The sequence below is a fragment of the Mycobacterium sp. IDUB_1 genome (genome assembly GCF_055419625.1).
The window spans coordinates 13,933-35,837 of the sequence record NZ_JBVAYA010000003.1; the positions used below are offsets into that span (position 1 = coordinate 13,933).

Here is a 21,905-nt window from a genome sequence, read left to right on the forward strand (position 1 = left end):
CGATGAGCGACGACGAGGGTGTGCGGCTGCAGAAAGTGTTGTCCCAAGCCGGAATCGCGTCCCGGCGGGTGGCGGAGAAGATGATCCGCGACGGGCGGGTCGAGGTCGACGGGGTCATCGTCACCGAACTCGGCACGCGGGTCGACCCGCAGAACTCGACGATTCGGGTCGACGGCGCGCGGATCGCCGTCGACGAGGACCGGGTGTACCTGGCGATCAACAAACCGCGCGGCATGCATTCGACCATGTCCGACGATCGCGGACGGCCCTGTGTCGGAGACCTTGTCGAACACCGGGTCCGGGGTACCAAGAGCCTCTTCCACGTCGGTCGGCTCGACGCCGACACCGAGGGACTGTTGTTGCTCACCAACGACGGTGAGCTCGCCCACCGGCTCATGCACCCGTCGTTCGAGGTGCCCAAGACCTACCTGGCCACCGTGATGGGCAGCGTCCCCCGCGGGCTCGGTAAGAAGCTGCGCGCCGGCGTCGAATTGGACGACGGACCGGTACGCGTGGACGACTTCGCTGTCGTCGACACCGTGCCGGGCCGTTCTCTGGTGAAGGTGACGCTGCACGAGGGCCGCAAGCACATCGTGCGACGCCTGCTGGCTGACGTCGGCTTTCCTGTCCAGGAACTCGTCCGCACCGACATCGGGTCCGTCACGCTCGGCGAGCAGCGACCGGGCAGCATCCGGGTGCTGACGCAGAAGGAGATCGGCGAGCTGTACAAGGCGGTGGGGTTGTGACCCGGTCGGTGGTGATCGCGATCGACGGCCCGGCAGGAACCGGAAAGTCCACTGTGGCAAGGGGTTTGGCGACAGCTCTGCATGCTCGCTATCTGGACACCGGAGCTATGTACCGGATCGTCACGCTGAGCGCACTGCGTCAGGGGGTCGACCTCGACGATCCGGCGGCAATCGTGGCGGCGGTCCTCGACATCGACATGGCCGTCGGACACGACCCCGAAGAGGACCGGTCCTTCCTGGCCGGCGAGGACGTCTCGGCCGAGATCCGCGGCGACGCGGTGACCAAGGCGGTGTCGGCGGTGTCCGCGGTGCCCGAGGTCCGCAGCCGCCTGGTCTCGCTGCAGCGCGATCTCGCCGATGGAACGGGTCCTGTCGTCGTCGAAGGACGCGACATCGGCACCGTCGTGCTGCCCGATGCCGACGTGAAGATCTTCCTCACCGCCTCCGCCGAAGAACGGGCGCGCCGGCGCAACGATCAGAACGTCGCATCCGGACTGCCCGACGACTACGACGCGGTCCTCACCGATGTCCGTCGCCGCGACCACCTCGACTCCACCCGGGCGGTGTCGCCGCTGCGCGCCGCTGACGATGCGCTGGTGGTCGACACCAGCGACATGACCCAGGACCAGGTGATCGGCCATCTGACCGCACTGGTCGAACAGAAAGCCGGTGCGATCAGATGAGTGATGGAGACGGCGTCTGGTTCGACGAAGGTGACTGGGAGGTCAGCGCGGACGACATTGCCGAGGCGGTGGAGGAGGCCTCGGCTCCGCCGCCGGTGCTCGCCGTCGTCGGCCGGCCCAACGTCGGTAAGTCGACACTGGTGAATCGCATCCTCGGTCGGCGCGAGGCCGTCGTGCAGGACATCCCAGGTGTCACCCGCGACCGCGTGTCCTACGACGCATCCTGGTCGGGGCGGCGGTTCGTCGTTCAGGACACCGGTGGATGGGAGCCCGACGCGAAGGGCCTGCAGCAGCTGGTCGCCGAGCAGGCGTCGGTGGCGATGCGTACCGCCGACGCAATCGTCTTCGTGGTCGACGCCGTCGTCGGTGCCACGAGCGCCGACGAGGCTGCGGCGAAAATCCTGCAGCGGGCCGGCAAGCCGGTGTTCCTGGCCGCCAACAAGGTGGACAACGACCGCGGCGAGGCCGACGCCGCGGCGCTGTGGTCTCTCGGACTCGGGGAGCCGCATCCGATCAGCGCGATGCACGGCCGCGGTGTGGCCGACCTGCTCGACGCCGTTCTCGACGAGCTGCCCGCCCTGTCCGAGGTGGGGGGCAGCGGCGGGGGACCGCGCCGGGTGGCGCTGGTCGGCAAGCCGAACGTCGGCAAATCCTCGCTGCTCAACCGACTCTCCGGTGACGAACGCTCCGTCGTGCACGACGTGGCAGGCACCACCGTCGACCCCGTCGACTCACTCATCGAGATGGACGGAAAACTCTGGCGGTTCGTCGACACCGCCGGGTTGCGGCGCAAGGTGGGCCAGGCCAGCGGCCACGAGTTCTACGCCTCGGTGCGCACCCACGGCGCCATCGACGCCGCCGAAGTCGCGATCGTGCTCATCGACGCCTCGCAACCGCTGACCGAGCAGGACCAGCGGGTGCTGACGATGGTGATCGAGGCGGGCCGGGCGCTGGTGCTCGCGTTCAACAAGTGGGACCTCGTCGACGAGGACCGCCGCTACCTGCTCGACCGGGAGATCGACCTGCAGCTGGCGCAGATCCAGTGGGCGCCCCGGGTCAACATCTCGGCCATGACCGGCCGGGCGGTGCAGAAGCTGGTGCCTGCCCTGGAAACCGCCCTGAACTCATGGGACAAGCGGATCACGACAGGCCAGCTGAACTCGTTCCTCAAAGAGGTCGTCGCCGCGACACCGCCGCCGGTGCGCGGGGGCAAGCAACCGCGGATCCTGTTCGCCACGCAGGCCACCACCCGTCCGCCGACGTTCGTGCTGTTCACCTCCGGTTTCCTCGAGGCCGGTTACCGTCGCTTCCTCGAGCGGCGCCTACGCGAGACGTTCGGCTTCGACGGCAGCCCGGTCCGCATCAACGTCAGGGTGCGTGAAAAGAGGGGTCCCAAGCGCCGATAGGGTCGGCGGAGTGCCCGTCGTCGACATGATCTTCATCGCCCTCGCGGGGGTCGGCGCCGGCGCGATCAACGCGCTCGTCGGCTCCGGCACCCTCATCACGTTCCCTACGCTCGTCGCGCTGGGGTATCCACCGGTGACCTCGACGATGTCCAACGCCGTCGGCCTCGTCGCCGGCGGGGTGTCAGGGACGTGGGGGTATCGGCGCGAGCTGCGCGGTCAGTGGCGCCGATTGCGCTGGCAGATCCCCGCGTCGCTGCTCGGCGCGGGTGGTGGTGCCTGGCTGCTGCTGCACCTGCCCGGAGGTGTTCACCACCGTGGTGCCCGTGCTGCTGGTGCTCGCCCTGGTGTTGGTGCTCATCGGGCCTCGAATCCAGGCCTGGGCGCGCCGGCGTGCCGAAGCGAAGGGTGAGTCCGCCGACCACGTGTCTGCTGCGCGGATGACGGCGCTGGTCGCGTTGACGTTCGCGGTCGGCGTCTACGGCGGCTACTTCACCGCCGCGCAGGGCATTCTGCTTGTCGCTGTGATGGGTGCGCTGCTGCCTGAGGACATGCAGCGGATGAACGCGGCAAAGAACCTGCTGTCGTTGCTCGTCAACATCGTCGCGGCTGTCGCGTACACGGTGGTGGCGTTCGATCGGATCAGCTGGGCAGCCGCCGGGCTGATCGCGATCGGGTCCCTGATCGGCGGATTCGTCGGTGCGCACTACGGTCGACGACTCTCGCCGAACGTGCTCCGCGCGGTGATCGTCGTCGTGGGATTGATCGGGCTGTACCGGTTGTTGGCTGTGTAGCCCGCACTCAGAAGTGCTCCCGCACTGACTCCTGCTCGAGGACCGCGTCGAGGTCGCCGAGGCGGTCCATCGACGACACCGCGCGCCGGGTGCGCATGTTCTTGGCCAGCAGATCCCGATGGCGGTGTGTGAAGGCCCAATAGCCGGCGGTGAACGGGCAGGCGTCCTCGCCGAGCCGTTTCTTCGGATCGAACGCACAGTCGCCGCAGTGGTCGCTCATCTTGTTGATGTAGGCGCCCCCCGAGGTGTACGGCTTGGTGGCCAGCAGGCCGCCGTCGGCGTGCTGGCTCATCCCGACGACGTTGGTGGGCATCACCCAGCGGAACCCGTCGACGTAGGAGGTGGCGAACCATTCGGTCAGCTCGTCGGGACGGTAGCCGCGCTGCAGCGCGTGGCTTCCGAGGATCATCAGCCGCTGGATGTGATGGGACCAGCCGCGGTCGCGGACCCCTTTCAGGGCGTGGTGCAGGCAGGCCGCGGTGACGGCGTCGGCGTCCAGATCGGCCCACCACCGCGGCAGCGGCGTACGCGCTTTCAGCTCGTTCTTCGACGTGTAGTCAGGGCCGAAATGCCAATAGAGATGCCACATGTACTCGCGCCAGCCCAGGATCTGGCGGATGAAGCCCTCGGTGGCGGCCAGGGGGGCGTTGCCGTCGCGGTATGCCTGCTCGGCGGCCTCGACGGCGTCGAGGGGATGCAGCACGCCGAGGTTGAGCGGAACCGACAGCAGCGAGTGCGACATCGCCCAGTCGCCGCCCATCATCGCGTCCTCGTAGCGACCGAACAGCGGCAGCCGGTGGTCGATGAATCGCTTCAGCGCCCGCTTCGCCTCGGTGGGGGTGACGGCGAACAGGCGCGGGCCGTCGGCACCGACGGTGTCGAGGTCCATCGCGTCGAGATCGCGGCGGACCTGCTCGTCGATGTCGTCCTCACGGGGCTTGTACGGGGCGGGCACGTCGAGATGCTGCTGCTTCTTCGGCGGGGACTCCCGGTTCTCCTCGTCGTAGTTCCAGCGCTTGCCGACGGGATCGGTGCCCTCCATCAGCACGTCGAAGCGGCGCCGTTGATCGCGGTAGAAATCCTCCATCCGGAACCGGGTACGGTTTCCGGCCCACTCTTGGAAGTCCTTGCGCGGCAACGCGAATGTCCGTGTCGGCAGCACCTCTTCGACGAGCCCCTGCTTCTGCAGTCGGTTGACGAAGCGCTCGGCGGCGTGCGACGTGGGCTGGTGGACCAGGACGGGGCGGTCGAACTGTGCGAGCGCGTCGGTGTAGGTGTCGGCCTTGAGCAGGGTCGCGCGGTCGCCGAGGTCGCGTTCGGCGTGGCGTAGTGCGGAGAGAACCAGGTGCAGCTTCTGGCGGTGATAGCGGCGCTTGGCCAGGGCGGAGGTGGCCTCGACGAGCAAGACCTCGCGGTGGGCGTGTTCACCGCCGTAGACGGCGGGGCCGAGCTGGTCGGCGAACAGCCACAGGGGAGTGTCGCTCATCGGTCCGGTGTACCCGCGCGGGCCGCGGCGACGCGGTTGGGAGCTGCGGGTAACCCTGCTGTAAGCTTTCGACCGCCGACCGGCGATCCCGGGAGGCGCGCGGGCTGTGGCGCAGCTTGGTAGCGCACTTGACTGGGGGTCAAGTGGTCGCAGGTTCAAATCCTGTCAGCCCGACAGCATGAAACCCGCTCTGACCAGGTCGGAGCGGGTTTTTTGGTTCTCGGGAGAGAGGCGATTTTGAGCCGGTGGGCCAAGAGTGTCCCAAGCCCTCGCGAGTGGGCCCAGATCTATCTAAAGAGTGCGGCTCCAGCGGCCCGCAGGTCCTCGCGCTGGCGGCCCAATAGTTGTTTACGTCGATTGACGCCGAGGTGTAGTGGTGCTTGGTCTTCAGCGCTGCGGCAAAGCCATTCATGGTCACCGTGGCCGCGTAGTTCCACGCGATCGGGTTCCCCCACGCCACCCCGATCGATTCGGTGCCGTGCCGCTGGCGGATCGCGCCGAGGCGGGCGCCGATGTCGTCGAGTGCCTCCGTCCAGGTAGCGGTCTCGAAACCGTCGGTCGTGCGGCGCAGCGGAACGGTCACCCGGTCCGGGTCGGTTACGACCGATCCGAACTGGACGCCCTTTGAGCAGGCGAAGCCGTGTGACGCTGGGTGGTCTGCGTCTGGACGAAGGGCGACGAGTCGGCCGTCGTCGACGGTGGCGACTAGTCCACAGGATGCTTCGCAGATGCCGCAGAACGTCTTTCGTTCGACCGCCCGATCGCGCCGCACCGCGGGGGTGTCGTCGATCGGTAGCATCGCCATAACTTTATTCGTACACTATGTTCGATTAAGTAGGCAATAGGCGACTTGGCTTAAGGTGGCGACATGGCTCAGACCCGGAGCGCTGCTGGTTCCCGGCGTCGGCGCACGACGAGTGAGCAGCAGATCCTCGATGCCACCGCCGCTCTACTGCAGGCGGGCCAACGCCTGCCCGACATCGCGGTCAACGACATCATTGATGCGGCAAAGGTGTCGAGATCGACCTTCTATCAACACTTCTCAGGCAAGTCGGACCTTGCCTTCCGGTTGGCTGCGCCAGCGATGACGGCGGCTAGGATCACGTCGGACCGCTGGTGGCGGGAACCTGCCTGGGGCACGTCGCAAGACATGGTCGACGTCGTCGAGACGCTGATGGAGCAGGGGCGCGAACACCGGCTGGCTTGGCTGGCGGTGTTCGACATCGCCGACCGCGACCCGGAGACGGCGGCGGTGATGGAGACTCTGGTGCGCGACTACGTCGGACAGATGGCCGTGCGGATAACCCACCAGCAGCGCAGTGGCACCATGTCGCAGGCGATCAACCCGACACTGCTGGGGCGGTTGATTCTGGTCACCACCAGAGCGGCAATCCTCGATCAACTGGCTCACGGCGAGCCGAGCGACGACGTCGCTTTCAGCCAAACGTTGGGCCGGATGCTCTGGCTCGCCCTGCACGACGCGAGATAGAAGTCGAAGTATTCGCATCGCAAGCGAATACTCGACCCCTTACTCGTAACCCGCCATATTCGATCCCACCGTGTTCTCCGGCTGTGCAGCAGCGAGTCGCCTGAATACGACTTACTGACTCGTGGACAGATCGCCACAGGCGACCACCCGGGATCCGCTACCGCGGTCTGTAGCACGAATGTTCTGCTACTTGAGTCGCGCGAGACGGCCGCTTCGGCGCGGTGGCGGCCGCGCCGAGGTCGCTGTCCCAGGCCGACAGGGCGCCGCCGACGATAGCGGTCCTCTCCGCAGGGGAGGCGCCGTCGCGGGCCTGCAACGACAGGCCATCAGCGGTTCAAGCCGTGGGAGGAGGGGCCTGGCCCGGGCCCGGATGCTGGGTGCCCGGGCCGCGGGGTGTACGGCGGTCACCGCGTCGTTCCGGTCATCATTCTGACCGTGCTCTTGTGAAGGTTGTCGTCGAGCACGTGCCGTGGTGCGGCCCGCGGGCGCGAGGGGGACGGGCGACGGGGTCAGCGGCCGGGTGTCGGGTCCGACAGCACGGCGCTGATGTAGGTCAGGTCGGCGAGTTCGGTCATCATCTCGTGGTCGGGCAGGGCGAAACCGTTGGCGGCGTAGAGGTCTACGGTGCCTCGGGCGGTGACCTGCCAGCCGGCGCCGCTGAGGTAAGCGGGCACCTGGGCGCGTTCGCCGTGGTAGACGAGGTCGGTCCATTGGTCTGCCATGCCGTAGCGCTGCCAGCGCTGGGCGAAGTTGGCCATGCGGTCGTCGTCGGCGAGGATGCTGAGATCGGGAACGTGTTCGGTGGCCAGCGCGCTGCCGGGGGCACTGAGCGCGGTGATGTCGTCGAAGAGGCGGTCCTGAGCCTCCGGCGGCAGATAGATCAGCAGCCCCTCGGCGCTCCACGCCGTGGGTTGGTCGGGGTTGAAGCCCCGCTCGCGCAGGGCGGTGGACCAGTCCGCGCGCAGGTCGATGCCGACGGTGCGATGCTCGGCGGTCGGGGTGGCACCCAGCTCGGCCAGCGTGCGGGTCTTGAATTCGATGACCTGAGGCTGGTCGATTTCGTAGACCACCGTGCCGGCCGGCCAGGGCAGCCGGTAGGCGCGGGTGTCCAGGCCGCTGGCCAGGATCACGGCCTGCCGGATGCCGGCGGCTCCGGCCTGAAGGAAGAAGTCGTCGAAGAACCGGGTGCGCACGGTGACCTGTTCGGCCATCTGCTGACGGTTGAAGACCGGGTCGTCGGCGACCTCGTCGGCGTCCTCGCTGATCATGCGGGTGAAGGCGTCCAGGCCAACGGCGCGAACCAGTGGTTCGGCGTAGGGGTCATCGAGTAGGGGCTCTGGTCCGCGGGCTGCCAGCGCGCGGCCGGCGGCGACTCCGGTGGCGGTGGCTCCCACGCTGGAGGCCAGGTCCCAACTGTCGTGATCGGTGCGTGCCATGGTTGCGTCCTCTTTCGGGTCGTCTCGGATGGGTGAGGGAAAGCTGTGAGTGGTGGGCGTGGTTTACGGCGCGGGGGGCGACGGCTGGACGAGCTCGGTGGCGATTCTCAGAGCGGCGGCGCGGCGGTCGGTCTCGTCGTCGGCGGGTTCGAGGTCGGGATCGGAGAGGGTGGCCAGTTGCAGTGCAGCTAGGGCGACCTGTGCCCGTAGCCGGTTTTCAGTGGACTCGCCGTGCCCGGCCAGCACATCGATCAGCGCGGCGAAGTGAGCGCGAATCTTCATGCCAAGTGCCAACTCTGGGATCTTCGCCATGCCCTCGCGCATGAAGCGGGCCAGCTGCGCGGTGCGCCCGGTCAGCAGTGCGCTGTAGCGACGCAGTACCTCCTCGCGGACGTTGACGTCGACGGGTTGTCCGTGGGCCCACTCCACCAGCGCGTCCAGCTGCAGGAGGAAGTCCTCGATCACGCTGGCGAGGATGTCGTCCTTGGTGCGGAAGTGGTAGTACAGCGCGGCCTTGGTGACGTGCAGCCGCTCGGCGATTTCTCGCAGCGAAGCGCGGTCGTATCCCTTCTCGGCGAACAGCTCCAGAGCCACGGACTGGATCTGCTCGCGGGTGTCGGTTCGTCGCTGATCCATCCGCTCACCTCCCTGCCTCGATCGGTCGATTCGGCACTACTCTAGCCTACTAACTTGACGACCGGCTAGTGGCTGCCTGCGGCGATCGTCGAACTCGCGAGCGGGTGCAGTTTCTCCAGTCGTTCAGGGTTCAGTCGACGGTGTCCCCACACAGGATTTCGAGGCTCTCCAACAGGATTCGGGTCCGGTCGGGGGTCAGGAGGCGAAGTCGCTGGGCCAGGCTGGGTCGAAGCCGCTGCCCGATGTCATCGGTGGTCTTTACACCGTTGTCCGTCAAACGAATCCGCGATCGTCGCGAGTCCGCGAGATCAATCTCGCGGGTCACCAATCCCGCGTCGGCAAGCTTGCTCAACGCTCTACTGAGAACCGACGGATTGAGTCCGAGATCGCTGACGAGATCACTGGGAGTGTCGACACCCAGTTTGACCGTGCGCAAGACCAGGAAGTCCACGAGGTCAAGATGTGCGGTAGCGGCGACGTGCTCGCGGGCGTCAGCCACGACCATTTTGTTGAGTCGGTAGAGCGCGTCGAGGAGCTGCAGCTCCGGAGCGTCGGTGTCAACCATGGATAGAACCTAACATCAAGAAACTATTGACAAATATCAACTATTGCGTGTTGAGTGTGGGTATGACTGATGACAGCACCACCGCACCCGGCCGCATCGATTTTCACCACCACTTCATGCCGACCAGCATGCTCACCTCGGGGCTGTTCGGTGACACGTCCGGCTGGAAGTTCCAAAAGGACGAGGGCGGTTGGTCACCGCAGGTCAGTGTGGACTTCATGGATCAGCTGCAGATCGATACTGCGATCCTGTCCATCCCCAATGACATCGAATCGCGGCTCCCCGAGGACAAGCGTCGTCACGTAGCCCGCGAGTTGAATACGTTGACCCGTCAGGCAATGGAAGACCACCCCGGACGGTTCGGTCTGTTTGCGCATCTTCCCACTCCGACGGACATCGACGCCGCGCTGGAAGAGCTGACCTACGCCTTCGACGTGCTGGGAGCTGACGGGATCACCCTCACCAACGTCTACGGCGTCGGCGATGAGGCCCGATCCCTGGGCGACCCGATTTTCGAACCGCTGTGGGCCGAACTCGACCGTCGCGGCGCGCTGGTGTTCTTACACGGTGAGCAGACACCCGGTAGCAACCGGGCCCCGAGCGAGTTCTTGCCCACCCCGGTCAGTGAAACTCCGAACGAAACCTACAAGGGCGCAGCGGATCTCGTGACCAGCGGGCGCAAACGGCAGTTCCCGAACGTGAGGATCATCCTCTCCCATTCTGGCGGTAGCACGCCAGTTCTCGCCGCTCGCGTCGCCGCATTGGGCGCGTTCCATCTCGGCTGCGAACTGAGTCCGGACGAAATCCTCGCCGACTTCCGGACGTTCTACTACGAGACCGCTCTATCAGGTTTCGAGACCAACCTGGTGGCTCTCGAGAGCTTCGTCGAGCCGGATCACATTCTCTTCGGTACCGACTTCCCTGCCGCCAACCCGAAAACCGTGAATTGGTTTACGAGCAACGTCGACGCGTACTTCGAAGCTCGGCCCGACATGCTCGCGCGGGTCATGCACGACAACGCATACAGCCTCTTGCCCCGGCTGACCGCCGGAACCCCGGCGAAACAGTAGATTCTGTGGCGGTCGAGTTAACCCTACGATCAGTACCGCCAGGACAAGAGTGATGCCACGTCGCAAGCGGTCGACGCCGTTAAGGGCCATCCGACGGCGAATAACATCCCAGTCGGCCCACTGCCCAACCTGGCCAAGGCCTACATCTACGGTAATGCTGACGAGTCAAGGGCGTTTTCTCCGCAGTCGAGGAATGACTTCACGCCCACCACGTCGCGGGCCACCTGTGGAGTAATCAAGGAAATCTCGACGGCGCTAGGGGAATCGGTCATCGATAGTCGTCCAACTGCTGGCGACGAGAGGGCGGGCATCGTGGGCCTCGGCCGTGATATCCGCGACCGCGGCGCCATCGAGAACAGCGTGGCGAAGTCATCTGCGGGAAACGAGTAGTCACGCGAGTTCCACGGACGACAGCTCAAGAAGGGTGAGCAAGTATTCGTCATGTACGCCGCGGCCAATCGTAATCCGAACCAGTTCGATGGTCCTGAGACGATTCACCTATCCCGCAAAGCTACTCGTCACATGGCATTCGGCCTTGGCGTGCAACGGTGTCTGGGATCAAATCTGGCCAGAGCCATGTTCAAGATCATGATCAGTGAGTTGCTCACGCAGGCGCCGGATCTGGCTGTGCGCAGAAGTGAAGTGGTTCGCTATGCCGATGCCAGTGCGGTGTACGCGGTACGCAATCTTCCGATCACCTTCACCCCTCGACAGTGCAAGTCTTCAAAGGGCTCATCGCCGGCTGAGCGACAGCTGGCTGTCGCAGTGGCAATGTCCGGCGAAAGCATCAGCGCAGCAAGAACTCCGGAGCCACATCTTCCTGCGTGACCATGTAGGCCATTGGCGCTTCGTCGCGAATCGGGTCTGGGCGTCCTATGACGGGCGCCTCGAAGACCGACGCACGCTCGGCAAGCGCCGCTTCCACTTCCGGCGGCGACACGTTCTCACCGGCAACCTTCAGCACGTCGTCGCGTCGCCAACTGGTCCTCAGACCGGGCTGGTGCCTTCCTTGAGGAAGGTGACTCGCTGGTTCACGCGGAACTCGGTGTAGTCGGCCAAGCCGTAGTGCTGCACCTGGAAGTTGTCCCACACGGCGATGTCGTTCCGCGCCCAGTTGTGAGTGGTGTAGAACTCTGGCATCCGGATCCAGTTGAAGAGGAAGCGCAGGATCGCGTCGCTCTCGTAGCGGTGCACGCCTTCGATGTAGGTCGTGTATGTCTCGTTGACGTACAGCGCCTTTGCGCCAGTGATCGGATGGATGCTCACGATCGGCCAGTGCCGTGGTGGATTGTTCTTGATCATCTCGGAGTACTTCTCGTGGTCCCAGGTCGCTTGCAGGTACCCGGGCTCCTTGTGGCCGCGGCCGTCCCAGTAGTGCACGGCGGTCATACCGTCGACGTACTGCTTCATCGACGGCGACAGGCAGCGGTACGCCTTGGCCGTGTTGGCCCATGAGGTGTTGCCCCCGACCGGCGGGCACTCCTGGATCTGGATGAACGTGCCCAGCGAAGGCTGCTCGAGCGTCGTGTTGTCGCTGTGCCACAGGTTGGTGACCGGCGGTCGCGCACCGTCGGTGGTGATGACGTCGACCTGCGGGCCGAGCTTCTCCACCAGTCGGCTGCCGTAGTCCGGCGTGCCAAAGATAGTGGCGATTTCGAGGTGCTGTTCTCCGGACAGCTTCTGCTGATCGGTGAAGATCACGACCCCGTAGGTGAGCCACGCCTGGCGCAACAGTGCACGCGTATCGTCCGAGAGGTCCGCTGTGAGGTCGACTCCGGAGATTCGTGCGCCGAAGTTGGGCATCAGCTGCGTGACCGTCAGCGGCGCGAACCGCTCGGGAAGGAGGTCGTCGTCGATTTTCTCGATGAAGTTGGTGCTCATGAGTCTCCTCGGGTTTGTCGTTGCGGCGGAGCGCCCAGGCGGGATGGCGACGCCCTCTTCGGGATCTACGGGCTGCAGAACCTCTACCGCTGAGCAACATCGGGCGTTAATCGCGCGCGGAGCTCACGCTTGACCACCTTGCCCATGCTGTTGCGGGGGAGCGCGTCGAGCACTTCGAGCTGCTCGGGAAGCTTGCGCGTCGACAGGCCGAGGCCACGCAGATGCGCGCCGAGGTCTTGGAGGTTCGGTGGGTTTCGGTGATCGGCCGCGACGATCACCGCGCACACCCGCTCACCGCAGGTTTCGTCGGGAATACCTACGACTGCGACGTCGGCGACCGCGGGATGGGTGGACAACAGCTCCTCGACCTCCTGGGCGGAGACGTTCTCCATCTTGCGGATGATGATGTCCTTGAGGCGCCCGGTGATTCGGACTACCCCGCTCGGCTCGACCACTCCGAGGTCACCGGTGCGGAAGCGGCCGCGGTCGTCAAAGGCGTCGGCGGCCAATGATGGGTCGGTATAGCCCAGCATCATCTGCGTGCTTTTGACCCTCAACTCACCTTCCTGGCCAGACGGCGCCGGGGTACCGTCGGGCCGCACTGCCTCCACGGTGGACCCCGCGGCCGGTCTGCCCTCAGCAGCGCCGTCGTCCTCGGGCCGCCCGATGGTCAAGAACGGGCATTCCGTCAGCCCCCAGCCTGAGGCCACTCCTGCGCCGCCCAGTTCTCGTTTGACCGTTTGCCGAAGCGACGGTGGGCAGGGCGCACCGCCCGACAACGCGGCGCGCAGGTGCGGAAACAGTGGGCCCTGTTCATGGGCCCGCTGTCGCTTCAGATAAGCGTGGAAGAACGGCACTCCTGATCCGAGGACGGTCACGCGCTGGGCCGCGAAGAAGTCGATCGCCGCGTCGTCGAAGGTTGTACAGGTCAACATGCTGGCGCCGGCGATCAGGACCGACAGCACATGAAGTATGCCGCCGACGTGGGCAAGCGGAACCGGCGCGACTAGTTGGTCTTTGGGCCCCAATTCGATGGTGTCGGACAGGTGGGCGGCGGCATCGATCAAGCTCTGGTCGCAGTGCCGGACACCTTTCGGCGACGACGTGGTGCCCGAGGTGTAGAAGAGCCAACGACACTGGTCCTCGATCGAGTCCTGGCCTTGGGGCAGCACGGCTGCACCCGAGGGCAGTTCACCATCGAGGCCATGAACCTGCAGGCCGCTACCGGCCATGGGCTGTGCCAACGCCATGTCGTCCTGCACGCCGGTTCGGCTCGGAACCACCAGGTGGTCGGCGCGGGCCTGCTCACAAATGAAGCTGACCTCGCGACGGCCGAGCGTAGTGATCAGCGGGTTCTGCACGGCGGACAACCGGCGCAACGCCAGCATCAGCACCACTGTCGCGCAGCCGTTGGGTAGCTGCCAAGAGACCACGTCGTCGGGGCCCACCCCCCATTGCGCCATGCCCGCTGCTGTGCGCTCGACCGACTCCGCAAGTTCACCGAATGTCATTGTGGCACCGGTGGAGTCGGCCATGAAGAGCTCATCGGGGGTGCGTCCAGCGCATTGCACCACCACCTCCGGGATGGTAGCCGGCAGCTGCTTGGTCACGGCTATCGCCCGGCGCCGCGCACCGTGTCTACCAAACCTTCGGGGTCTTCGGGCAATTCGTCACCACGCCAGGCGACCATCCCATCGGGACGAACCAGCACCAGTCGACGCTCGTAGAGTTCGACGATGTGTGGATCGTCGATCGCCTCAACCTTCAGCGGCATGCCGACACTGTCGGCCGCCTTCGTCAGGGGGGTGACATCGGTGGCACTCCCTCCCAACACCAGCAGCGTGAAGCCCTCACCGAATAGATCGAGCGTTGAGCGGCCCGGCGACAGCCAAGCGTGCGGCGCACGATGACCGGGGCGGGCGGTTTGGATGTACGTGCTCGGCTCGTCGGGAGGGGCGGGTGTGCCGTCGGAGACGACGATCGGCGATTCCGAATAGCTGTAGCCCATCGAGACTCCAAAGGACTGCCATTCCTGCTTGAGTAGCGCGCTCAGGCGTGCGCCCAACGCGTCGCGCTGTTGCAGACCCCTCTCGGAGTCCTCGAGAATGTGTTCGCGCCCATCGTTTTCCACCCACACCTTGTAGTTCCGGGTGGACAGCGAACTGTTGCGGATGGCCACGGGGCGACGTTCGGCGGTGTACGCGGAAAGCAGACCCTCACCGCCCCACCCTTGCAGCAGCGCGGGCAGCATCCAGCCTAGATCGCTGCAGTCGCCCAAACTGGTGTTGAGACCGTGACCGCCGGTCGGTGATGTCGTATGCGCTGCGTCGCCCGCCAGAACGACACGCTTGCTGTGGAACTCACTTGCCGCGCATTGGCTTCGTCGCCATGGCATCACGTTGACTACGTGCCACGGAATGTCGACCGTGTCGTCGCCGATGGCCCGTCGAAGTAGGGCGCCGACGTCGAGCTTGTCGGGAGCGATGCGTTCGGGTGATCCGATGATGGTGAACCGGTACAGGCCGCGTCCGTCAACGGTGGTGATGTTGCCCCAGGTGCCGTCGGGAGCCTGGAACATCCATCGTTCGCATCGGCCGTACGGCTGGTATCGCTCGAAGTCGGCGCAATAGATCATCAGGCTGACTGAGTAGTCGAGTTGTTGACCGTCGAACGGAATGCCAAGAGCCTGCCTCACAGTGCTGCTCGCACCGTCGCAACCGACGAGGTAGTCCGCATGAACGGTCAGCTCGTCGCCGTCGCCTGTCACAAGTGTGGCCGTGACGCCGTCGTCGCTCTCGGTCAGACCGCTGAGACGATGGTTGTAGCGCACATCGGTGAGCCCGCGCTCCAGCACCGCGTCGGCGAGGAGAGGATCGAAGACGTACTGCGGACACCGGCGCAACATCTCGGGCGTTTCAGGCGCCAGCGTACGGTCGGCAGTGGACGGCAGGGGATCTCGCCCGATTGGAAACCCGTGCAGCGCAGTGCAGTACACCGTGTCGCGTGGATAGTCCTCGGGAAACCCGACTGCGGCAACTCTCTCTGAGATGCCGAGCCAGCGGCAGTACTCCATGCTGCGCTCATAGAGCGTGCCCGCCTTCGCCAGCAGATGTAGAGCCGTCCCCGCATCTCGCTCCACCAGCGTGCTCGACGTGCCGCGCTGCGCAAGGTCAAGGGCCAGTGAAAACCCGACCGGTCCGCCCCCGACGATCAGCACCGGCGTGCGCACCGTCGCCGCCTTCACGAGCCCAACCTCAAGCCTGGTGTGCGCACCTTGAACACGTCAGTGGCGAGTCGTTGGCCGAGGGTGTTCGCATCCCAACGGGTCGCCCCGTTGGAGATGGTCACTGCCTTCGACCAGCCCGACATCAGGTCGATGGTTTCGCCGATGGCGCGGACCACCTGGCCGCTCACGTATCCGGCCTCCGGGCTGGCCAACCAGGCGACGACCGGGCTGCACAGGGAGGGGTCCATCGGATCGAAGTCATTCGGGTCGCGCTGATCGGGCTCAGGCGTATCGGCCGTCGCCGACAATCTCGTGTGGCCGCCGGGACTGATGACGTTGGCTGTCACGCCAATTCCCGCCAATTCAAGGCTCAATGTCTGGGTCAGGCCCACGATCGCCGCCTTCGCGGTGCTGTAGTTCGACTGGCCGAAGTGTCCAAGCAGCCCAGCACCGGAGGTGGTGTTGATGATGCGGCCGTAAATCTTGCCGTCACCGGCCTTGGCCGCCGCTCTCCAGCGGCTGGCCGCGGCGCGGCTGGTGAGCCAACTACCACGCACGTGCACCCGCATCACCAAATCGAAGTCGGCGGCGGACATGTTCCAAATCGCCCTGTCGCGCACGATCCCCGCGTTGTTGACGACAATGTCCAGCTTGCCGAACTCGTCGTGGGCGCGCTGCACCATCGCTTCGGCCTGCTCTTCATCGCCGACATCGCCGTAGTCGGCTGCCGCCGATCCTCCGGCGGCGCGAATGACGTCGACGACGTCGTCGGCATCGCGGCCACGTCCTTCACCGGCCACGGACGACCCCAAGTCGTTGACGACCACCGTGGCGCCTTGGCGTGCCAGTTCCAGCGCATGGCCACGACCGATGCCGTGTCCTGCACCGGTCACGAGTGCGACCTTGCCTCTTAGCAGGGCGCTCATCGCCGAACCTCCCCGATGTGGTCACTGAATTGCCGGCGATCGGCACCGCCCGTCGGCGCCGGTTGAATGGGCGTACTCAACTGAACCTCCTCGTGAATCGGCCGATTCGTGTCATCGGCCGAGAAAATTGGGTGAGCGACGTTCGACGAACGCACGAACGCCCTCGCCGTGGTCGTGCGATTTCGTTTGAATTTCCTGGGCCATCGCCTCGGCAAGAAACGCTGCGCTGCGATCGCCGTCTGGAGCGGAATTGAACAGCCGTTTGATCAGCGCAATGGCGCTGGTCGGCGCGACGGCAAGCCGCTCTGCGAGCGCCTCGGCACACGCAGACAGTTCCTCTGCGGCGACGACCTCGTTGACGAGACCAAGCCCGTGAGCCTGCTCGGCAGTAATCGCATCGCCAAAGAAGGCCATATGTTTGGCGCTCTGCAACGCAATACGGCGGCTGAGCAAGTAGGCGCCTCCGCCGTCAACCACCATTCCCCGCTTGATGAAAGACTCGGCGAAACTGGCGTTTTCACTGGCCACCACCAGGTCGGCCGCGAAGGCCAGGTGGGCGCCAAGCCCAGCTGCAGCGCCCTGCACCACTGCGATCACCGGCTTGCCGCAGTCCAACACGCTGCTGATGAGCCGTTGGGCTCCGTTCATGATCGTGCGCATGGCGTCGCCGACGAGCATCGGCGTCTCCATCTTGACTGCGAGCGATTTGACGTCGGCGCCGGCGCAGAAGTGTCGGCCGGCCGCCGACAGCACCACGACACGAACCCCGGGGTCGTCGTCGGCTTCCGCCAAAGCCTTGATGACTGCGTCCCGATCCTGTGGGCGCAGGGCATTGGCTGCCTGCGGTCTGTTCAGCACGATGCGTCTGATCGCGCCGTCGTCGACGACGACGACGCCTTCGGATTCCTCGCTCACCGTCGGCCGACCTTCTCGGCGCTGCCGAAAAGTTCATGTGGGATCACGATGTCCTCCCGAGTTTGAGGCGTCCGTATCGCGGTCAGGAGCCGTGGTGGCGTCATTCAAGTTTCTGACACGACGTGTACTATTGATGGGTACAGTAATCTTCAATAAACGTCAATGTTCCACGCCAAATTTAGGTCTGGACGTAGCATTTTCTGACGTGTTGAATCAATTGATTGGCCCCGATCGGAGCGGGCACGCGCTGTGGATGAAGGGCGGCACTGAAGTGAGTGGCAGAACGTCGATTCCTTCGGTGTCCGACTGCACCACGCTGGGCGATGAGATGGACCGAGCCGCCGTGGTGTTCGGCAGTCAAGAGGCCTACGTCGACGGGCTCGACCGAATGACCTTCGCGCAATGGGATTCGAGGTCGCGCGAACTGGCTGTCGTCCTGTCGTCACGCGGCATCGGTCCGGGTGACGTCGTCGCGTTGATGCTTTCGCCGGGAATCCCCTATGCGGTTGCCTACGTGGCGATCTTGCGACTGGGCGCAGTGGTCACCGGTCTGAACACACGGCTGGGCCGTCTCGAAGTGGACCAGATCCTTGAGCAGTGCGCGCCGGCGCTGGTGATTTACGACCAGGCAACCGGTCTGCCGGCGCCCGTCGGTCATCCCGTGGTCTACCCCGACGACCTGACGGATGCCGGTGCCGGCTCGCTGCCGCCTGCCCCTTGGTCGGGCACTGTCGACGCTCCGGCCGTCATCATTTGGACGAGCGGGACGACGGGCCACCCGAAAGGCGCTTGGTTCGACCATGCTGGACTTGCGGCCGCGGTCGCTTCTTCTGGTGCGGTGGGCGGCTACGGGCAACGGCGGCTGGTTCCAACGCCTTTTGCCCATGCCGGCTACATGGCCAAGGTGTGGGAGCAATTGGCCACCGGCACGACCTTCGTGCTCGCCCCTCAGCCGTGGACCGCGGAGTCGACGGCGCGGGTGTTGGTTGAGGAGCGGATCACCGTTGCGGGTGCCGTTCCGACCCAGTGGGAAAAGCTGCTCGATCTGCCGGGTCTGACACCGTCGAGCTTGCCGCATCTGCGCATCGGTGTGGCGGCCACGGCAGCGGCGTCGCCTGAGCTAATCAAGGCCGTCCGGCGAAAGCTTGGCTGCCCCCTGGTGGTTCGGTATGCGATGACCGAGTCGCCCAGCATCACCGGGACCGAGCCAGACGATTCAATCGACGTTGCGGGCGGAACCGTGGGTCGCCCGCAACGCGGCATGTCGGTCCGCATCGTGGATGCCGACGGCAAGCCGATGGCCGCCGGAGGTACCGGTGAGGTGCAGGTCCGCGGAACGTGTGTAATGCGCGGCTACTGGAACGACCCGGACACGACCGCGTTGGCATTCGACGGGGAATGGTTGCGCACCGGCGACCTGGGTCGTCTCGACGAGCACGAGAACCTCGTGCTGGCCGGCCGCTCACGCGACATGTACATCCGGGGCGGCTACAACGTCTACCCGCTGGAGGTCGAAAACGTCCTCGCCACCCATCCCGCCGTGGCGAAGGTCAGCGTTGTCGGCATGCCTGCCAGGGTGATCGGTGAGATTGGTGCCACCTTCGTCGTTCCAGTCGATCCGGCCACACCGCCGACTCTCGACGACCTGCGCGGGTTCGTTCGCGAGCACCTGGCCGACTACAAGCGCCCGGACGAACTCGTTCTGGTCGACGAACTTCCGCTGACCCCAATGATGAAGGTTGACAAGAATGACCTGCGCCGTCGGTTCACCGATGTCGTTTCACATCGATCAGGCGCACGCGACGGGCGCCGGAAGGCGGTAGGCAAGCCCTCATGAACGAGGACATCAGGCGTGTCGAGAAGGACAACGTCCTCACCGTCGTATTCAACCGAGACTCGAAGTTGAATGCGCTGACCGACAACATGATTGACGAGCTGCGTCGGGCAGCTGCGGACCTCGGCGATCGGCCCGACCTGTCGGTCATGGTGATCCGCGCCGCCGGCCGGTACTTCACAGCCGGGATGGACATCGGGGGCCTTGCTGCCAGTGTTGGCGAGGCGGACGGGTCTGGCAGCGCACTGCGACGCTCCTACCGTCGACTGCATCTGTTGTTCGACGAGCTCGAATCAATCGAAAAGCCAATCGTTCTCGCTGTACATGCGCCCTGCGTCGGCGTCGGCGTCGAACTCGGCGCCTCCTGTGACTTCAGAATCGCCTCCGGGGCGGCCGCATTCGCCCTACCCGAAGTGCCAAACCTGGGTGTCATACCGGGCTCAGGGGGCATCAGTCGGGTGACCCGTCTCATCGGGCCTCACTGGGCCAAGTGGCTCGTCATGGCAGGCCGTACCGTCGATGCGGCGTCGGCGTTGCAGATTGGTTTCGTACACGCGGTTTACCCGCAGGAGTCCTTCGACGACGAAGTCGACGCGTTCGTCCAGAGTCTCGCCCGGCTGCCCCACGAGGCGGTCGGCGTTGCGAAACTCGCCATCGATGCCACGGCATCGATGGACCGGGGCACTGCCCGCGACTTCGAGCGGCTTGCCAATTCGGTCTTGGCGATGTCGGACGAGCACCAGGCGCTCGTACGCCGATTCCAGGAACGAGGTCAGCGCACGGCGGAACCCGGTCGCAAGGGGTCGGCAGTGCTCGAAGGTTCTCCGCAAGAGTAGGGAAGAAAGGGACACCATGGCACCAATCAAGATGGGACAGCCCGCGTCCGATGCGGACTCGATGAATCGGGGTGGTCTACATGGCCGGCGCTGACCGTCCGACTGTCGACGCGACCAGCGCTCCGTATTGGGACGCCGCGCGCGAGGGAAGGCTGTTGATAGCCGCTTGCGGAGCCTGCGGTCGAAGGCATCACTACCCCAGGCCGATGTGCCCGTTTTGCTGGAGCGATCAAGTTGAACCCCTTGAAGCCAGCGGCCAGGGGACGCTTCATACGTACTCGGTCATCCATGTCAACGATCTGGAACCGTTCCGGAACCGCCTGCCCTACATCGCGGCATTGGTCGACTTGGCTGAGGGACCGCGAGTCATCACGACGATCGAAGGAGCCGAACCCGGTGAATTGTCGATGGACATGCCCGTCACCGCTGTGTTTCGGCCACGCGATCCAGAGGACCCGGACGGTGCCCATCTGACGGTGTTCACTCCGACACGGCTTCTCTGAAGACGCAGCCCGCTAAACCGCGACCCAACCGACATCGAGAACTCGTATGCAATCTTTCCCAATGGGCGTGTTCCGCGTCAGCCGAATCGGCTTCGGCGCCATGCAACTCCCTGGACCTGGGGTGTTTGGGCCGCCTCGCGACCACGGCCAGGCGATCGACGTGTTACGGCGCGCAATCGAGTTGGGTGTCAACCACATCGACACCTCCCAGTATTACGGCCCGGTCGTCTCCAACGAGCTCATCCGCGAGGCGCTTCACCCCTACCCTGCCAACCTGGCCCTGGTCAGCAAGGTGGGAGCGCGCCGCGACGGGGCCGGTGGGTGGCTGCCCGCACAGGAGCCCGACGAGTTGCGGGCCGGCATCGAGGACAACCTGCGCACACTGGGCGTCGACCGCCTTGCCGCGGTCAATCTGCGCAGCATCGACGCCGGTGACCCAACGTCGGTCGGCCAAGTGAACCATGACCGTTTCGACCGGCAACTGTCTGCGATGATCAAGGCCCGAGACGAGGGCCTCATCGCCGGAATCGGACTGAGCGGCATCAGCCTCGACCATCTAAGGATCGCGCTCGACCGCACTGAGATCGTCTGCGTGCAGAATGCGTACAACCTGGTCGACCGCACGTCACAGCCGATGCTGAATGCCTGTGTCCAACAGGGCATCGCCTTCGTGCCGTTCTTCCCGCTCGGCTCTAGCTTCACCGCTGACAATCCGGTGCTCGGCCACCCAGCCATACTGCGTGAAGCGGCGAAGCGTGGACACACCCCCGCGCAGATCGCGCTCGCATGGACGCTGTCCGTCGCGCCCAACGTGTTGCTCATCCCTGGCACCTCGAGCGTGCAGCACCTCGAGGAGAACATGGCCGCCGCCCACATCGAACTGGACGACGACACGGTTCAGGAACTCAATGACGCCCTTACCCCTAGTAGAAGAGAGTAGGTCCAATCCCGATGCCTGATGATCTGCGTCGCGTCGCGAAGCTATTCGCAAAGGCCAACGCAATCATGCGCCCGCTCTTGAAGTCTCCGCTGCATGGCCTACTGAGCGGCCGGTTGATGCTGTTGAGTTACGTTGGTGGCAAGACGGGCCGAAACTACACCTTCGCCATCGGCTACTTCCCCTGGGACAACGGAGATGTGCTCGCAATGAGCTCGGCCAACTGGCCCAAGGCGATCACGAGCGCCGACGACGTCCAGGTGCTCATCAAGCGCCGCTGGTTCCATGCCGAACCCACCGTCGTAAGACAAGACGACCAGAAAGTCGACATTCTCGGTGAGTTCGCCCGCCGCAACGGGCCAGAGGCCGCAAAGGGGCTGAGGCTCGGATTGCCGGCAGACCGCCAGCCGGACCGGCAAGAATTGCTCACTGCCGCCGCCAAGACGACGCTGGTCCGATTCTGCTTGGGACGGTAGACTGTTCGGGTTAAGACCCACCAGTTCGTTTAAATCCCAATGTATCTCGTACAGAGACTCGTA

Annotated in this window: 21 protein-coding genes, 1 tRNA gene and 3 pseudogenes; 13 read left to right on the plus strand and 12 right to left on the minus strand. The window is 65.1% G+C overall.

What is annotated here, in order from left to right; genetic code table 11:
* Positions 1-2 precede the first annotated feature (2 nt).
* The 4 genes and pseudogenes from ACZYYX_RS17435 (at position 3) to ACZYYX_RS17450 (ending at position 3,626) form a co-directional block, all read left to right on the plus strand.
* A complete protein-coding gene (locus tag ACZYYX_RS17435; protein ID WP_463815859.1) occupies positions 3-746 on the plus strand; it encodes a pseudouridine synthase in 744 nt (247 codons plus the stop codon).
* Entirely contained in the window at positions 743-1,429 is a 687-nt protein-coding gene (gene cmk / locus ACZYYX_RS17440; protein ID WP_463815860.1) for a (d)CMP kinase, read from the plus strand. Before ACZYYX_RS17435 ends, cmk begins: the two co-directional genes overlap by 4 nt.
* Positions 1,426-2,835 carry a ribosome biogenesis GTPase Der gene (gene der, locus ACZYYX_RS17445; protein WP_463815861.1) on the plus strand — a complete coding sequence of 470 codons (1,410 nt, stop codon included), beginning with the start codon at positions 1,426-1,428 and terminating at the stop codon, positions 2,833-2,835. Before cmk ends, der begins: the two co-directional genes overlap by 4 nt.
* Positions 2,836-2,860: 25 nt before the next feature.
* Positions 2,861-3,626: pseudogene (locus ACZYYX_RS17450) on the plus strand (sulfite exporter TauE/SafE family protein).
* A gap of 7 nt (positions 3,627-3,633) precedes the next feature.
* Here the strand turns inward: ACZYYX_RS17450 and ACZYYX_RS17455 are convergent.
* Positions 3,634-5,112, minus strand: a complete 1,479-nt coding sequence (locus tag ACZYYX_RS17455) for a cryptochrome/photolyase family protein (RefSeq protein WP_463815862.1) — start codon at positions 5,110-5,112, stop codon at positions 3,634-3,636.
* Between the two features lie 100 nt (positions 5,113-5,212).
* On the opposite strand from ACZYYX_RS17455, the gene ACZYYX_RS17460 reads away from it, so the two are divergent.
* Positions 5,213-5,286 (plus strand) — tRNA-Pro (locus ACZYYX_RS17460).
* Here ACZYYX_RS17460 and ACZYYX_RS17465 read toward each other — a convergent pair.
* A complete protein-coding gene (locus ACZYYX_RS17465) occupies positions 5,252-5,695 on the minus strand; it encodes a molybdopterin-dependent oxidoreductase (RefSeq protein ID WP_463816487.1) in 444 nt (147 codons plus the stop codon). The two genes, ACZYYX_RS17460 and ACZYYX_RS17465, sit on opposite strands and share 35 nt — an antisense overlap.
* A gap of 42 nt (positions 5,696-5,737) precedes the next feature.
* Positions 5,738-5,917 (minus strand): annotated as a pseudogene (locus tag ACZYYX_RS17470) (hypothetical protein); the annotation flags it as partial.
* A gap of 63 nt (positions 5,918-5,980) precedes the next feature.
* On the opposite strand from ACZYYX_RS17470, the gene ACZYYX_RS17475 reads away from it, so the two are divergent.
* A complete protein-coding gene (locus ACZYYX_RS17475) occupies positions 5,981-6,601 on the plus strand; it encodes a TetR/AcrR family transcriptional regulator (RefSeq protein WP_463815863.1) in 621 nt (206 codons plus the stop codon).
* Positions 6,602-7,110: 509 nt separating this feature from the next.
* Here the strand turns inward: ACZYYX_RS17475 and ACZYYX_RS17480 are convergent.
* The 3 genes from ACZYYX_RS17480 to ACZYYX_RS17490 form a co-directional block, all read right to left on the minus strand.
* Positions 7,111-8,037 (minus strand): class I SAM-dependent methyltransferase, encoded by a 927-nt coding sequence (locus ACZYYX_RS17480; protein ID WP_463815864.1) that lies wholly within the window; start codon positions 8,035-8,037, stop codon positions 7,111-7,113.
* 63 nt (positions 8,038-8,100) lie between these two features.
* Positions 8,101-8,673: a TetR/AcrR family transcriptional regulator gene (locus ACZYYX_RS17485; RefSeq protein WP_463815865.1), complete on the minus strand. Its 573-nt coding sequence runs from the start codon at positions 8,671-8,673 to the stop codon at positions 8,101-8,103.
* Positions 8,674-8,803: 130 nt separating this feature from the next.
* Complete coding sequence (locus ACZYYX_RS17490; RefSeq protein WP_463815866.1) at positions 8,804-9,238, minus strand: MarR family winged helix-turn-helix transcriptional regulator; 435 nt, start codon at positions 9,236-9,238, stop codon at positions 8,804-8,806.
* A 62-nt stretch (positions 9,239-9,300) separates the two neighbouring features.
* Here ACZYYX_RS17490 and ACZYYX_RS17495 point away from each other — a divergent pair, with 62 nt between their 5' ends.
* Together ACZYYX_RS17495 and ACZYYX_RS17500 are read left to right on the plus strand one after the other, a co-directional pair.
* Positions 9,301-10,308, plus strand: coding sequence for an amidohydrolase family protein (locus ACZYYX_RS17495; RefSeq protein ID WP_463815867.1), 1,008 nt, complete (start codon positions 9,301-9,303; stop codon positions 10,306-10,308).
* A 408-nt stretch (positions 10,309-10,716) separates the two neighbouring features.
* A pseudogene (locus ACZYYX_RS17500) lies at positions 10,717-11,136 on the plus strand (cytochrome P450); the annotation flags it as partial.
* On the opposite strand, the gene ACZYYX_RS17505 reads toward ACZYYX_RS17500, so the two are convergent.
* The 6 genes from ACZYYX_RS17505 to ACZYYX_RS17530 form a co-directional block, all read right to left on the minus strand.
* Positions 11,096-11,272, minus strand: a complete 177-nt coding sequence (locus ACZYYX_RS17505; RefSeq protein ID WP_463815868.1) for an AMP-binding enzyme — start codon at positions 11,270-11,272, stop codon at positions 11,096-11,098. The pseudogene ACZYYX_RS17500 and the gene ACZYYX_RS17505 overlap by 41 nt on opposite strands.
* Positions 11,273-11,295: 23 nt before the next feature.
* Positions 11,296-12,189: a TauD/TfdA dioxygenase family protein gene (locus ACZYYX_RS17510; protein WP_463815869.1), complete on the minus strand. Its 894-nt coding sequence runs from the start codon at positions 12,187-12,189 to the stop codon at positions 11,296-11,298.
* An 83-nt stretch (positions 12,190-12,272) separates the two neighbouring features.
* Positions 12,273-13,799 (minus strand): class I adenylate-forming enzyme family protein, encoded by a 1,527-nt coding sequence (locus tag ACZYYX_RS17515; protein ID WP_463815870.1) that lies wholly within the window; start codon positions 13,797-13,799, stop codon positions 12,273-12,275.
* Positions 13,800-13,801: 2 nt separating this feature from the next.
* Positions 13,802-15,433 carry an FAD-dependent monooxygenase gene (locus ACZYYX_RS17520; protein WP_463815871.1) on the minus strand — a complete coding sequence of 544 codons (1,632 nt, stop codon included), beginning with the start codon at positions 15,431-15,433 and terminating at the stop codon, positions 13,802-13,804.
* Positions 15,430-16,341, minus strand: coding sequence for an SDR family NAD(P)-dependent oxidoreductase (locus ACZYYX_RS17525; protein WP_463815872.1), 912 nt, complete (start codon positions 16,339-16,341; stop codon positions 15,430-15,432). The genes ACZYYX_RS17520 and ACZYYX_RS17525 overlap by 4 nt, the downstream gene beginning before the upstream one ends.
* Before the next feature lie 111 nt (positions 16,342-16,452).
* On the minus strand, positions 16,453-17,256 hold the full coding sequence (locus ACZYYX_RS17530) for an enoyl-CoA hydratase/isomerase family protein (RefSeq protein ID WP_463815873.1): 804 nt from the start codon (positions 17,254-17,256) through the stop codon (positions 16,453-16,455).
* A 94-nt stretch (positions 17,257-17,350) separates the two neighbouring features.
* Here ACZYYX_RS17530 and ACZYYX_RS17535 point away from each other — a divergent pair, with 94 nt between their 5' ends.
* From ACZYYX_RS17535 to ACZYYX_RS17555, 5 genes are all read left to right on the plus strand, one after another.
* A complete protein-coding gene (locus ACZYYX_RS17535) occupies positions 17,351-19,093 on the plus strand; it encodes a class I adenylate-forming enzyme family protein (RefSeq protein ID WP_463815874.1) in 1,743 nt (580 codons plus the stop codon).
* Positions 19,090-19,926, plus strand: coding sequence for an enoyl-CoA hydratase/isomerase family protein (locus ACZYYX_RS17540; protein ID WP_463815875.1), 837 nt, complete (start codon positions 19,090-19,092; stop codon positions 19,924-19,926). The genes ACZYYX_RS17535 and ACZYYX_RS17540 overlap by 4 nt, the downstream gene beginning before the upstream one ends.
* 80 nt (positions 19,927-20,006) lie before the next feature.
* Positions 20,007-20,429, plus strand: a complete 423-nt coding sequence (locus tag ACZYYX_RS17545) for a Zn-ribbon domain-containing OB-fold protein (RefSeq protein WP_463815876.1) — start codon at positions 20,007-20,009, stop codon at positions 20,427-20,429.
* A 46-nt stretch (positions 20,430-20,475) separates the two neighbouring features.
* On the plus strand, positions 20,476-21,369 hold the full coding sequence (locus ACZYYX_RS17550; RefSeq protein ID WP_463815877.1) for an oxidoreductase: 894 nt from the start codon (positions 20,476-20,478) through the stop codon (positions 21,367-21,369).
* 11 nt (positions 21,370-21,380) lie between these two features.
* A complete protein-coding gene (locus ACZYYX_RS17555) occupies positions 21,381-21,842 on the plus strand; it encodes a PNPOx family protein (protein WP_463815878.1) in 462 nt (153 codons plus the stop codon).
* Positions 21,843-21,905: the final 63 nt, after the last annotated feature.

Bases quoted from the DNA above. Each gene is read 5' to 3' on its own strand.
- ACZYYX_RS17550 (WP_463815877.1), top strand. From the start codon at position 20,476: ATGCAATCTTTCCCAATGGGCGTGTTCCGCGTCAGCCGAATCGGCTTC.
- ACZYYX_RS17435 (WP_463815859.1), top strand. From the start codon at position 3: ATGAGCGACGACGAGGGTGTGCGGCTGCAGAAAGTGTTGTCCCAAGCC.
- ACZYYX_RS17555 (WP_463815878.1), top strand. From the start codon at position 21,381: ATGCCTGATGATCTGCGTCGCGTCGCGAAGCTATTCGCAAAGGCCAAC.
- ACZYYX_RS17540 (WP_463815875.1), top strand. From the start codon at position 19,090: ATGAACGAGGACATCAGGCGTGTCGAGAAGGACAACGTCCTCACCGTC.
- ACZYYX_RS17495 (WP_463815867.1), top strand. From the start codon at position 9,301: ATGACTGATGACAGCACCACCGCACCCGGCCGCATCGATTTTCACCAC.
- ACZYYX_RS17480 (WP_463815864.1), bottom strand. From the start codon at position 8,037: ATGGCACGCACCGATCACGACAGTTGGGACCTGGCCTCCAGCGTGGGA.
- ACZYYX_RS17455 (WP_463815862.1), bottom strand. From the start codon at position 5,112: ATGAGCGACACTCCCCTGTGGCTGTTCGCCGACCAGCTCGGCCCCGCC.
- ACZYYX_RS17545 (WP_463815876.1), top strand. From the start codon at position 20,007: ATGGCCGGCGCTGACCGTCCGACTGTCGACGCGACCAGCGCTCCGTAT.
- ACZYYX_RS17525 (WP_463815872.1), bottom strand. From the start codon at position 16,341: ATGAGCGCCCTGCTAAGAGGCAAGGTCGCACTCGTGACCGGTGCAGGA.
- ACZYYX_RS17475 (WP_463815863.1), top strand. From the start codon at position 5,981: ATGGCTCAGACCCGGAGCGCTGCTGGTTCCCGGCGTCGGCGCACGACG.
- ACZYYX_RS17490 (WP_463815866.1), bottom strand. From the start codon at position 9,238: ATGGTTGACACCGACGCTCCGGAGCTGCAGCTCCTCGACGCGCTCTAC.
- ACZYYX_RS17510 (WP_463815869.1), bottom strand. From the start codon at position 12,189: ATGAGCACCAACTTCATCGAGAAAATCGACGACGACCTCCTTCCCGAG.
- der (WP_463815861.1), top strand. From the start codon at position 1,426: ATGAGTGATGGAGACGGCGTCTGGTTCGACGAAGGTGACTGGGAGGTC.
- ACZYYX_RS17485 (WP_463815865.1), bottom strand. From the start codon at position 8,673: ATGGATCAGCGACGAACCGACACCCGCGAGCAGATCCAGTCCGTGGCT.